Origin of the sequence: Cyanobium sp. A1C-AMD, from assembly GCF_024346495.1 — a bacterium.
Lineage (GTDB): Bacteria > Cyanobacteriota > Cyanobacteriia > PCC-6307 > Cyanobiaceae > Cyanobium_A > Cyanobium_A usitatum.
On sequence record NZ_JAGQDB010000075.1, the window covers coordinates 1 to 11557 of the forward strand.

The window sequence follows — 11557 nt, forward strand, 5'->3', positions numbered from 1 at the left end:
CAAATTGCGGCCCCGGCAGCGGCCCACCACCACATCGAGACCCGGCTCATACACCGGCAGGCGGCTTAGATCGGCGCTATTCCAGGCTGCAATCCGCTCAACACTGAGGTCCACCACAGTCACCTGCACATCCGGGCAGCGATCTGCAATCACCGCCATCGTCGGGCCGCCCACATAGCCCGCTCCTATGCAGCAGATGGAACTGATGGTGGGCAATCCCATGGAATTCACATAGCCATTACGAGACAGTATTCCTTGAGCACTAATTTCCTCCATGGCTGAGCTGCTAATCACCGGAGGTGCTGGCTTCATCGGCACCCACAGCTGTCTGGTGCTGCTGGAGGCGGGCCACAACTTGGTAGTGCTGGACAACTTTGACAACAGCTCTCGGGAAAGCCTGAAGCGCGTGCTGGAACTCGCCGGCCCCTCAGCAGCCGGCCGGCTGCAGGTGGTGGAGGGCGACATTCGCTCCGCTGGAGATCTGGAGCGGGCCTTCAAGGCGACCCCGACCGGCCGACCAATCACAGCCGTGGTCCACTTCGCCGGACTCAAGGCGGTGGGTGAATCGTTGCGTGAGCCCCTGCGTTACTGGGACGTGAACCTCTGTGGCTCGCGCCAGCTGCTGCAGGTGATGCAGGCCCATGGGTGCCGCAACCTGGTGTTCAGCAGCAGCGCCACCCTCTACGGCATGCCGGAGCTAGTACCGATCCCTGAAAGCGCACCAATCCAGCCGATCAACCCCTACGGCCACAGCAAAGCCGCCGTGGAACAGCTGCTAACCGACCTAGTCGCCAGTGAGCCCGGCTGGCGCATCGCCCGACTGCGCTACTTCAATCCGGTGGGAGCCCACCCCAGTGGCCGCATCGGCGAAGACCCCAGGGGCATACCCAACAACCTGTTCCCCTTTGTGAGCCAGGTGGCGGTGGGGCGTCGCGACTGCCTGCAGGTGTTTGGCGGCGACTGGCCCACCCCCGATGGCAGCGGCGTCCGCGACTACATACACGTGATGGACCTCGCTGAGGGGCACCGGGCCGCCTTGGAGGTGCTGCTGGCCGAGCCCCCCCAGCTGCTCAGCCTCAACCTGGGCAGCGGCCAGGGCCACTCGGTGCTGGAGGTGGTGAGGGCCTTTGAGCTCGCCAGTGGCCGTTCAGTTCCGTACACCGTTGTGGAAAGGCGAGACGGAGACGCCGCCAGCACCGTGGCCGATCCACGCCTGGCAACTGAACGGCTCAGCTGGAGCACCCGCCGCTCCCTGGAGGAGATGTGCCGCGACGGCTGGGCCTGGCAGCAGGCCAATCCCGAGGGTTATGGCAGCTGAAGCAAGGCTGGTGCTCGCCGGTGGCGGCCACAGCCACGCCCTGGTGCTGCGCATGTGGGCCATGAACCAGCAGCGGCCGTCCGCCTGGATCACCCTGGTGAGCCGCCACAGCACCGCCCTCTACTCGGGCATGGTGCCTGGGCTGGTGGCCGGTCTTTATGAGCCAGCCGCCTGCGCCATAGACCTACGCCGCCTTTGCCTGCTGGCGGGGGTGACCTTTGTGCTGGCAGAAATCACGGCGATTGATCCCGAGGGTCGGGAGCTGGCACTGGCCGGGCGGCCCAACCTGCGCTGGGACTGGCTCAGCCTCGATGTGGGCGCAGAAACCAGCGCCGTAACCCATGCGGCCATGGCGGTAAAGCCCCTGGAGCCCTTCTTGCACTGGTGCAGCCAGCCCAAATCAGGCAGCGTCCGCATCCGGGGTGGCGGCGCCGCAGCCGTGGAGGTGGCCCTGGCGCTGCGGGCGAGGGGCCAGCAGCCCAAGCTGCAGCTGCGCGGCACCCAGCTGAATCTGGGCTCAAAGGCAGCCAACCAATTGGGGGAGCAGCTATTGGAAAGCGCCGGCATTGCCATCGAGGCCAACTGCCCGGATGACGCCGCCGCCGACCTGGCCTGCACTGGCAGCCGCGCGCCCCGCTGGCTCGCCGCCTCAGGCCTGGCCTGCAACAGCGAGGGGCGCCTGCTCACTGAGGCCAGCCTGCAGGTATGGCGACAGCCAAGGCTGTTCGCCAGCGGCGACTGCGGCGTGATCGCCAGCAGGCCCAGGCCCGCCTCCGGTGTCTGGGCTGTGCGCTGCGCCCAAACCCTGGCCCACAACCTGACGGCAGTGGTGGCGGGCCGCGAGCTGCGGCCCTGGCGGCCCCAGCGCTGGGCGCTGCAGCTGCTGGGCGACGGCAGCAAGCCCAGGCCCCAAGCGGTGGCCTTCTGGGGTCCATGGGCCCTGGGCCCCAGCCCGCTGCTGTGGCGCTGGAAGCAGGCCGTGGATCGGCGCTTCATGGCCGGCTTCAGCGAGCTGAAGGCCATGGGCCCAGATGGGGGCGCAGCGATGGCCTGCCGGGGCTGCGCCGCCAAATTGGCCGCCAGCCCCCTGCAAGACGCCCTGGCACGCAATGGCCTCGGAGGCGGCACCCCGGGCAGCGCCGAGGACGCCGCGGTGATCGCCCAGACAGCCGATGGGTCCCTGCTACTGCAGAGCGTCGATGGCTTTCCGGCGCTGGTGGCCGACGCCTGGCTCAATGCCCGGCTCACCACCCTGCATGCCTGCAGTGATCTCTGGGCCAGTGGCGCCCAGGTGGAAAGCCTGCAAGCGGTGGTCACTCTGCCGGAGCTAGCTCCCGCCCTGCAGGCAGACCTGCTCAGCGACACCCTGGCCGGCATCCAATCGGTGCTGCAGCCGCTCGGAGCCCGCCTGATCGGCGGCCACAGCCTGGAGGCCCGCGACAATCAAACCAGCCCGGCCAACCACACAGGCCTGAGCTTGGTGCTGAGCGTGAACGGCAGGGCACCCGCTGGACGGCACTGGGGCAAGGGGCCCTTACGCAGCGGCGATGGGCTGTTGCTGTGCCGGCCCATCGGCACGGGGGTGCTGTTTGCCGCGGCCATGGCTGGAGCGGCCCAGCCCCAGTGGATAGACGCCGCCCTAGCCCAGATGCAGCAATGCCAGGCAAGCCTGGTGGAGCTGCTAAACCGCCGCGGTTGCCGCGCCTGCACCGACGTGACCGGCTTCGGGCTGTTGGGCCATCTGGGCGAAATGCTTGCCGCCAGTCCAGAAAACTGCCACGTGACGCTGGCGGCAGCAGCTATACCTGCCCTGCCGGGGGTCTTACCGCTGCTGAGCGCAGGCTGGGCCAGCAGCCTGGCCCCTTCTAATGCCAGCGCCCTGGTCTTACTGGAGGAGCGGATTCATCTCCAGGGGCAAACCGATGCAGCTCGTCAAGCCCTGCTGATTGATCCCCAGACCTGCGGCCCGCTGCTGGCGGCGATTCCAGGCGACCAGCTGGCAGCAGCCCTTAGCGATCTGCAGCAGGCAGGCTTTGGCGAAGCCGCTGTGATCGGCCGGGTGCACACCTAAACGACGACGCGCCGAACCGCCAGCGAGAATGGAGGATCTGCGAGACCAGCGTCTTGTCTGCCCTCACCCGCTGCCTGGAGGAAGAGGCTGCTGCCATAGCAGCTGCTGCCCAGCGCCTGAGCAGCAGCCAGGTGGAGGCCGCTCTGGAACTGCTGGAGGGGTGCCGCCAACGCCGAGCCAAGCTTGTGCTTACCGGCGTGGGCAAGAGCGGCATCGTTGCCCGCAAGATCGCTGCCACCTTTTCTTCAATCGGCCTTACGGCCGTATTTCTCAATCCGGTCGATGCCCTGCACGGCGATCTCGGCATCGTGGCGGCCGACGACGTCGCCCTGCTGCTCTCGAACAGCGGTGAAACAGAGGAGTTGCTGGCGATCCTGCCGCACCTGCGCCGCCGCGGCACGGCCCGGATCGCCCTGGTGGGCCGCCTGGCATCCAGCCTGGCTACTGGCTGCGATGTAGTGCTGGATAGCTCGGTGGATCGGGAGGTTTGCCCGCTAAACCTGGCTCCCACGGCCAGCACCGCGGTAGCTATGGCGATTGGCGACGCCCTGGCGGCAGTGTGGATGGAGCGGGCAGGCATCTCGCCCGAAGACTTCGCCATCAACCATCCAGCCGGCTCCCTAGGCCGCCAGCTCACCCTCACCGTGGCCGATCTGATGGTGCCGGCAACAGCGCTGGACGGCCTCTCTCCCGAGGCACCCCTGGCTGAGGTGATCGGCCGGCTCACCGAAGGCAGCAACGGCAAAGGCAGTCTTGGCGCCGCCTGGGTGCGGGCCAGCGCAAACCCCGAACTGATGGCCGGGCTGATCACAGACGGCGACCTGCGCCGCAGCTTGCAGCACCATGCCCCCGAGGAGTGGGCTGACCTCCGCGCCGGCTCCATGGCCACTGCTGACCCGATCACAGTGACGCCAGAGGTGCTCGCTGTAGAAGCTCTAAAAGTGATGGAACGCAACCCCCACCAGGCAATTTCAGTGCTGCCAGTTGTGGATACCGCCCAGCCTCGCCTGTTGCTGGGCCTGCTACGGCTGCACGATCTGGTGCAGGCTGGGTTTACCACTAGTACCGCCGCGGAGCGCCCATGACGGCCATCCCCTTCACCTTGATCGCCGGGCCCTGTGTAATCGAAAGCCGCGATCTGGTGCTGCAGATCGCCGAGCAAGTGAGCACGATCTGCGCTCGAGTCGGCATCCGCTACATCTTCAAAGCCAGCTTCGACAAAGCCAACCGCAGCTCCGGCAAGTCGTTTCGCGGCCCGGGCCCCGATGAGGGGCTGAAAATCCTTCAGGAGGTGGGCCAGAGCTTCGGGGTGCCCGTGCTCACCGACATCCACGAGAGCTGTCAGGCGGCGGCAGCGGCCCAGGCCGTGGATGTGCTGCAGATCCCCGCCTTTCTCTGCCGTCAGACCGACCTGCTCGAAGCCGCCGCCAAGGCCGTGGCCGGCACCAGCAAGGTGGTGAACGTCAAAAAGGGGCAGTTTCTGGCGCCCTGGGACATGGCCCAGGTGGTGAACAAAATGCAGGAATGCGGGCTAGATCCCGCCAGCGGCCGCCTATGGCTCACCGAGCGAGGCACCAGTTTTGGCTACAACACCCTTGTGGTCGATTACCGCAGCTTCCCCCAGCTCCAAGCCCTGGGTTGCCCGGTGATCTTCGATGCCACCCACGCCGTGCAGCAGCCCGGCGGCCGTGGCACCAGCACCGGCGGGCAGCGGGAGTTTGTGGCACCGCTTGCCAGAGCTGCAGTCGCCGTGGGGGTGGACGGTTTGTTCATGGAGACCCATCCAGACCCCGACAACGCCCTCAGCGACGGGCCAAACATGGTGCCGCTGCACCGGCTCGAGGCCCTGCTCAGCCAGCTGCTGGCCCTGCGTCAAGTAGTGGCAGCGGGTGTGGCCCCAAGCAGCCTGTGATCCGCCAGCTGCTGCAACGAACCCTGCTGCGGCGCCGGGATCTTGCGGCGATCGAACTGCTGGTTTGTGACGTTGACGGTGTGCTCACCGATGGCGGCTTGCACTACGACGAGCAGGGCCAGGTGGTGAAGCGCTTCGACGTGCGCGACGGCCTGGCGATCCGGATGCTGCAGCGAGCAGGCATTGAGGTGGCCTTTCTCAGCGGCGGGCGCAGCGGCGCCATCGAGCAGCGGGCCCGACATCTGCACGTCAATCACTGTCTGGTGGGCGTCGGCGACAAGCTCAGCGCCCTAAGCCAGCTCCAGGCCCACCTGCAGCTGGAGCGCCAGCAAACCGCCTTCATCGGCGACGACCTCAACGACCTAACAGTGCGCCCGGCTACGGGTCTGCTGATCTGCCCCGCCGACGGCGCCCGCGGCCTGCGCCGCCAGGCCGACTGGGTGCTGCGCCGCCGGGGGGGGGATGGGGCCGTGCGTGAACTAGCTGAAGCCCTGCTGCTGCAGCGGGGGCTTTTGCAAAGCCTCAACCGCGAGGGCTGGCGAGAAGGCAACGCCTAGGCGCCGGCTAGGGCGCGGGCCTGCTCCAGCTGCTCCGGGGTATCCACTGAGAGGCAGTCCTGCGCCACCTCGTAGGTGAGCAGGGGAATGCCGGCGTCGATAAGCCGCAACTGCTCCAACTTCTCCAGGTCTTCGAGCAGGGAATGGGGTAGGGCCGCCCAGCCAGCCAACACGTCGGCCCGATAGCCATAGAGGCCCACATGGCCCCAATAGGTGGTGTGCTGAGCCCACTGCTCGGGCGGCACCCCGCGCAAATGGGGCAGGGCACTGCGGGAGAAGGTGATAGCGCGACCATCGCGGGCCCGCAGCACCTTCACCACATTGGGATCGTGCAACTTGTCGGCGGTGAGGGGATAGACGGGCGTGAGCACCGGCGGCCGCTGCAGCTGGGCAAAGTGAGCCGCCATCGCCTCGATGATCGTCGGATCCAGCAGCGGCTGGTCGCCCTGCACGTTGATCACCAGGGTTTCATCAAAATCAGAGGCCGCACCCCCCGCGGCAGCCACCAGCTCCGCCACCACGCTGGCCAGGCGTTCACTGCCCGAGCTGCAATGGGGCGAGGTCATCAACACCGGGAAGCCCCAGCCTTCGGCAAAAGAGCGCACCTGGTCGCTGTCTGTGCACACAACCACGGCCGCCACACCCTGGGCCTGCCGGCAGCGCTCCAACACATGCTGGAGCACGGGCTTGCCGGCAATATCGGCGAGCAGCTTGCCTGGGAGCCGCGCCGATTCCAGCCGGGCCGGTACGGCCACCACCACTCGGGGAGCAGACATCTGGTCAGTCATCCGCCCACGCTAACGAGGGGTCTGCGGCACTCAGATCCGCTCCAAGCCCAGCCGCTCGGCCCGCAGCTCCCTCAGCCTCTGGCCCAACTCGGGCCCTTGCCGCATGCCAGCTGCCAGCAGATCAGCGGCGGTGAGCTCGGCTTTTACCTGGCGCCAGCGCAGCAGCCACCGCAGCAGGGGCCGGCGCGGGCCACTGCCACAGGCCAGGGCCAGGGCCACCGCTTCTGGACTGCAGCCAGAAGCCTCCAGCAGGGCGCACCAGTGCTCGGGCAGCGCCGGGAAGCCCTCCAGCTGGTGCTCCACCAGCCGGCGCCGCAACTCCAACCATTGCGCAAGCAGGCGGTGCTGGCGGTGGGGCAACTGCAGCCGCTCCGCCAGGGCGAGGGGTTGGCGCGCTCCCGCCACCAGGGCCACCAGCAGCGGCAACCCCAGCCGAGCAGCCCAGCGCAGCCGCCGCGGCCACTGCGTATCCGCCTGCAGCTCCGGATCAAGCAGCGCCAGAGCGCCCCAGCGCTGCAGTGCCCCCAAAGCTGCCAGCCAGGGCTCGCGCTCCAGCAGCAACTCCAGCTCCATCCGCAGGCGCGTGCCCAGGGCTGACGGCGCCTCAGCCGGCGGATTACCCTGCCGCCACGGCCAAGGCCACTGCGCCAGGGTGACTGCGGCCTGATCGGCGCTAGCCCCGTCAAGCTCCAGCCCCAGCCGAGCCGCATAGCGGGCGCCGCGCACCAGCCGGGTGGGATCGTCGCGAACGCTGCCGTGATGCAAAAAGCGCAGCCGGCGCAGCTCCAGATCAGCCTGGCCTCCATGGGGATCGAGCAGGGTGCCGCTGACCAGATCCAAGGCCATGGCGTTGATGCTGAAATCACGCCTGGCCAGGTCATCGGCCATAGAGCCGAAGCTCACCTGAGGATTTTCGGCTGGCACCGGGTAGGTCTCGCAGCGGGCGGTGGCCACATCCAGTAGCACCTGCTGGCCGTCCAAGTTGAGTTCGAGCTCAACGGTGCCGTAAGCGCCGTGCTCCTGGCAGCGCTGCACCACACCCTCACCCAGCTGGCCAGCCAAGGCATCAACCAACTCCTTAACCAGCTCTGAAGCCCGGCCCTGCACCACGAGGTCCAGATCGGGCAGCCCCCGCCAGGGATCGTTATGCACCCGGTGCAGCAACAAATCCCGCACCCCTCCACCGACCAATGCCACCGGCCCAACCCCTGACCGGCTCAGGGCTGTCAGCAGGGGCGCTGGAATGCCAGGGATTTCCACCTAGACGGGCTCGATCGGCGCCAGGCGCGGGTCAAGGATTTTGGGTCCCATCCCCTGAAATTTCACAGCAATCGACACCTTCTCACCACTGCCAAACAGGTGGGTCACCTGACCTTCGCCAAAGCTGCTGTGGCGCAGCCGGTCCCCCACCGCCCAGGTCTTGGCAGCCGCCCGGCGCCGCACCGCATTGGCGGGAGCACCGGCCGCACCGCCGCCAGCTACCTGGCGTGAATCCTCGCGATCCACTCGGGTGAGCCGCTCCAGGCGCTGCTCACGACGAATGGAAGCTCCACCGCTATGGGGAATGTCCCCCTGGATCAGGGCGCTGGGCAGCTCCGAAAGAAACACCGAGGGCACCGCTGGCTCGCGCATGCCACCCCAAAGCCGCCGCTCACTGGCATGGGATAAGAACAGCCGCTCTTTGGCCCGGGTGAGGCCCACGTAGCAGAGGCGGCGCTCCTCCTCGAGAGCCGAGGGGTCTTCCAAGGAGCGATAGCTGGGGAAGAGACCCTGCTCCATTCCCACCAGATACACCACCGGAAATTCCAGGCCCTTACTGGCATGCAGGGTCATCAAGGTGACGCGGTCCTGCTCGGTGTCCTTGCTGTCAGCGTCGCTGGCCAGGGCCGCCGAAGCCAGGAAATCCTCCAGGGAGCCCTCCTCGTTTTCCTCCTGGTATTGCAAGGCAGCATTCACTAACTCATTGAGGTTGCGGCGCCGGTCTTCGGCTTCATCGGTGCCTTCGGTGATCAACTCAGCCACGTAGCCGCTCTGCTCCATCACCCGCTGCACCAGTTCCGAAGGGGCGATGTCTTGAGCACAGGCCTGGAGGCCGTTGATCAACTCGCAAAACTGCAGCAACCCCTTGGCCGAGCGGCCGCCCAAAGAACGCACTGCTTCTGCATCACGGACCACTTCCCAGAGAGGAATGCCGAGCTGGTTTGAGGCGTCGGTGAGTCGCTCGATCGTGGTTTTACCGATGCCGCGCTTGGGGGTATTGAGCACCCGCAACAGGCTGACGGTGTCGGCGGGGTTGACCAGCAGCTTGAGGTAGGCGAGCACATCCTTGATCTCGCGCCGGTCGTAGAAGCGCAGCCCCCCCACCACGATGTAGGGGATGCCCCAGCGCACCAGCGACTCTTCCATCGCCCGCGACTGGGCATTGGTGCGATACAACACGGCCATATCGCCCCAGCTGAGATCGGGGTGGGCGGCTTCAAGCATGCGCATGCGGTGCACCACCGCCTCGGCCTCGGCGATCTCGTCATCGCAGCGGGTGAGGGAGATCAATTCGCCCTCGCCTCGGGTGGGGCGCAAAACCTTATCGATCCGCTCGGAATTGTGGGCGATCAGGGCATTAGCCGCCTCCAGAATCGTGGCGGTGGAGCGGTAGTTCTCCTCCAGCTTCACCATCGTGGCGGTGGTCTCACTGGCGGCCCCGTCACCGAAGTCGTCCTGAAAGCCCATCAGGATCGTGAAATCGGCGGCGCGGAAGCTGTAGATGCTCTGGTCCGCGTCACCCACCACAAACACCGAGCGCCCATCCCAGTCGTCGTAGTCGGAGGGTTCGCGACCGTTGGTCACCAGCAGCTTGATTAGGTCGTACTGGGTGCGGTTGGTGTCCTGGTATTCATCCACCAGCACATGACGAAAGCGCCGGTGCCAGTAGTCGCGGATCTGCTCGTTCTGGCGCAGCAGCTGCACCGGCAGCAGCAGCAGGTCGTCGAAATCGAGGGCGTTGTTGGCGGCCAGGGCGCGCCGGTAGCGCCGGTAGGTCTCCGCCATCAACTTGCCCCGCTGGCCACCGGCATCGGCTTCAAGCTGCTCGGGCATCCAACCCTGGTTCTTGGCGTTGCTGATCGCCCAGCGCACCTTCTTGGGCTCAAAGCGCTTGGGATCTAGCTGCAGCTCCTGGGTGACGATCTCCTTAATCAGGCTCTGGACGTCGTTCTCGTCGTAGATCGAGAACTGGCGCGTCCAGCTGAGCCCTTCGGGATCCTTGAACTTGTCGATGTCGAAGCGCAGCAGCCGGGCAAACAGGGCATGGAAGGTGCCGATCCACAGCTCCTTGATCACCTCGCGGTAGATGCGCGAGCGCAACTGGCGCTGCTCCACGGCCGGCAAGGTGCTCCAGGGCTGGCCGAACTGGCTCTGGGCCAGCTTCTGGGCCAGCAGCAGCTCCAGCCGCTCCTTCATCTCGCGGGCCGCCTTGTTGGTGAAGGTGACGGCGAGCAGATGGGCCGGATCGGCGCCGTGGTGGCCGATCAGGTGGGCGATGCGGTGGGTGAGGGCGCGGGTTTTACCGCTGCCCGCACCGGCCACCACCAGCAGCGGACCGGTGTGGTGGTCCACCGCCTTGCGCTGGGCGTCGTTGAGGCCGGCTAGAAATGCGCTCATTCCTGAGACCCTAGGCAAGGCGACGGGCCAACCTCTGCCGCCAGCGCTCCAAGCGCAGCTGGAGCAGAGAAGGGTGCCGCAGGGGCGGCTCACCGGCCTGCAGCCGATCGATGTGGATGTTGATCGCCTCCAGGGCCTGGCGCCAGCGCTGGCGCAGCCGCGGTTCACTGAGCTCATCAAGCAGCTCTTCCAAGCGGCGTGGCGCAGGCAGCCAAGCGGCTGGATCGGCCACCGCCGCAGCGATCCGCTCCCCGTCGGCGGCCAGGCTGCCCATACCGATCTGGTGGGCCAAGCCCCCGGGGTCCAGGTTGTCAGCCAGGGCGTGGTTAAGGCTGCTGAACAGCACGCAGCCACAGGCCAGGGCCTCGATCGGCGGCAGACCAAAGCCCTCGCTCACCCCACTGCAGCGCCAGTGGTCGGCGGAGTCGTAAACCACCACCTTGGCGCTGTTGAACAACCCCACCAGATCTTCCACCCAGCCGTCCTGCACCAGCACCGTGAGCCCGCGGGCCCGCAGGGCTGGCACCAGCTGCTCCAGCACGTAGGTGCTGGTCTTGCGCCGCTGGATCAGCACATCAATCGAGCGGCCGCCCGGCGCCGGCTCAGCGCCGAAGTTGTGGGGGCGATCACCGCGGGCAATCCAACTGGCCTCCAGGGCATTAGGCACCAGGAACAGCGGATTGCGGCTGGCCCATTGGCCCCAGTAGCCCAGGGTGTTGCGACTCACTGCCAGCACCGGCACCCCGGGGGGCAAGCGGAAGCCGTAGCCGCTGCTATGGGCGTGATAGGCCACCGGCCGGCCCCACAACGCCCGCAACTGGCGGGGCACATCAAAGCCCCAGCTCACGATCCACAGGGAGTCGGTGGCGGCAGGGCTGCCTAGGGGTTCAGCCCGTAGCAGATCACCCAGGTAGGGCAGTCCAGGCTCCCGCTGCCGATAGGTGACCAGTTGTGTTGGCACCAGTTCGGCCAGCAGCCGGGACGTCTGCTGCTCCACCAGCAGGCCACCGCAGCGGTAGCGACCGCTGGTGCCTGGCACCAAAAAGCGAAGGGGGCGCAAGACACTCAGAGGCTGCGGCCCGCCAACTCTGGCTCAGGCCGCCGCCACTTCCGTGCTGCCCGAACGCTGACGCCGGGTAAGGAAGCCAAACAGCACCTTGCCAATGGCGGCGATCAGATTGCCTTCCAGTTCCTGGAACATGGTCATGTTCAGGTGGAAGGCGTGGTTGGCCTCCTCCACAATGCGATCGGCCA

Annotated in this window: 9 protein-coding genes and 2 pseudogenes; 5 read left to right on the forward strand and 6 right to left on the reverse strand. The window is 66.9% G+C overall.

The window, feature by feature from the left end:
* Positions 1-222 (reverse strand): annotated as a pseudogene (locus KBY74_RS11280) (nucleotide sugar dehydrogenase); the annotation flags it as partial.
* 52 nt (positions 223-274) lie between these two features.
* On the opposite strand from KBY74_RS11280, the gene galE reads away from it, so the two are divergent.
* Genes galE through KBY74_RS11305 form a run of 5 tightly spaced genes read left to right on the forward strand, consistent with a single transcriptional unit; the run spans position 275 to position 5858 of the window.
* Positions 275-1318, forward strand: coding sequence for a UDP-glucose 4-epimerase GalE (gene galE / locus KBY74_RS11285; RefSeq protein ID WP_254942792.1), 1044 nt, complete (start codon positions 275-277; stop codon positions 1316-1318).
* On the forward strand, positions 1308-3389 hold the full coding sequence (gene selD, locus KBY74_RS11290) for a selenide, water dikinase SelD (RefSeq protein WP_254942793.1): 2082 nt from the start codon (positions 1308-1310) through the stop codon (positions 3387-3389). The genes galE and selD overlap by 11 nt, the downstream gene beginning before the upstream one ends.
* A gap of 53 nt (positions 3390-3442) precedes the next feature.
* Positions 3443-4474, forward strand: a complete 1032-nt coding sequence (locus KBY74_RS11295) for an SIS domain-containing protein (protein ID WP_254942794.1) — start codon at positions 3443-3445, stop codon at positions 4472-4474.
* Positions 4471-5301 carry a 3-deoxy-8-phosphooctulonate synthase gene (kdsA, locus tag KBY74_RS11300; protein WP_106632223.1) on the forward strand — a complete coding sequence of 277 codons (831 nt, stop codon included), beginning with the start codon at positions 4471-4473 and terminating at the stop codon, positions 5299-5301. The genes KBY74_RS11295 and kdsA overlap by 4 nt, the downstream gene beginning before the upstream one ends.
* Positions 5298-5858: a KdsC family phosphatase gene (locus KBY74_RS11305; protein WP_396093345.1), complete on the forward strand. Its 561-nt coding sequence runs from the start codon at positions 5298-5300 to the stop codon at positions 5856-5858. The genes kdsA and KBY74_RS11305 overlap by 4 nt, the downstream gene beginning before the upstream one ends.
* Here KBY74_RS11305 and kdsB read toward each other — a convergent pair.
* The 5 genes and pseudogenes from kdsB to KBY74_RS11330 all read right to left on the reverse strand — a co-directional run.
* Complete coding sequence (gene kdsB, locus KBY74_RS11310; RefSeq protein ID WP_254942799.1) at positions 5855-6634, reverse strand: 3-deoxy-manno-octulosonate cytidylyltransferase; 780 nt, start codon at positions 6632-6634, stop codon at positions 5855-5857. The genes KBY74_RS11305 and kdsB overlap by 4 nt on opposite strands.
* 42 nt (positions 6635-6676) lie before the next feature.
* On the reverse strand, positions 6677-7843 hold the full coding sequence (locus tag KBY74_RS11315; RefSeq protein ID WP_315859064.1) for a CCA tRNA nucleotidyltransferase: 1167 nt from the start codon (positions 7841-7843) through the stop codon (positions 6677-6679).
* Positions 7844-7906: 63 nt separating this feature from the next.
* Positions 7907-10303 carry a UvrD-helicase domain-containing protein gene (locus KBY74_RS11320; protein WP_254942796.1) on the reverse strand — a complete coding sequence of 799 codons (2397 nt, stop codon included), beginning with the start codon at positions 10301-10303 and terminating at the stop codon, positions 7907-7909.
* Between the two features lie 10 nt (positions 10304-10313).
* On the reverse strand, positions 10314-11363 hold the full coding sequence (locus tag KBY74_RS11325; protein ID WP_254942797.1) for a glycosyltransferase: 1050 nt from the start codon (positions 11361-11363) through the stop codon (positions 10314-10316).
* 33 nt (positions 11364-11396) lie between these two features.
* A pseudogene (locus KBY74_RS11330) lies at positions 11397-11557 on the reverse strand (heme oxygenase); the annotation flags it as partial.

Excerpts from the sequence above, each read along its gene's own strand:
- galE (WP_254942792.1), top strand. The coding sequence starts at position 275 with ATGGCTGAGCTGCTAATCACCGGAGGTGCTGGCTTCATCGGCACCCAC.
- selD (WP_254942793.1), top strand. The coding sequence starts at position 1,308 with ATGGCAGCTGAAGCAAGGCTGGTGCTCGCCGGTGGCGGCCACAGCCAC.
- kdsA (WP_106632223.1), top strand. The coding sequence starts at position 4,471 with ATGACGGCCATCCCCTTCACCTTGATCGCCGGGCCCTGTGTAATCGAA.
- kdsB (WP_254942799.1), bottom strand. The coding sequence starts at position 6,634 with ATGTCTGCTCCCCGAGTGGTGGTGGCCGTACCGGCCCGGCTGGAATCG.
- KBY74_RS11320 (WP_254942796.1), bottom strand. The coding sequence starts at position 10,303 with ATGAGCGCATTTCTAGCCGGCCTCAACGACGCCCAGCGCAAGGCGGTG.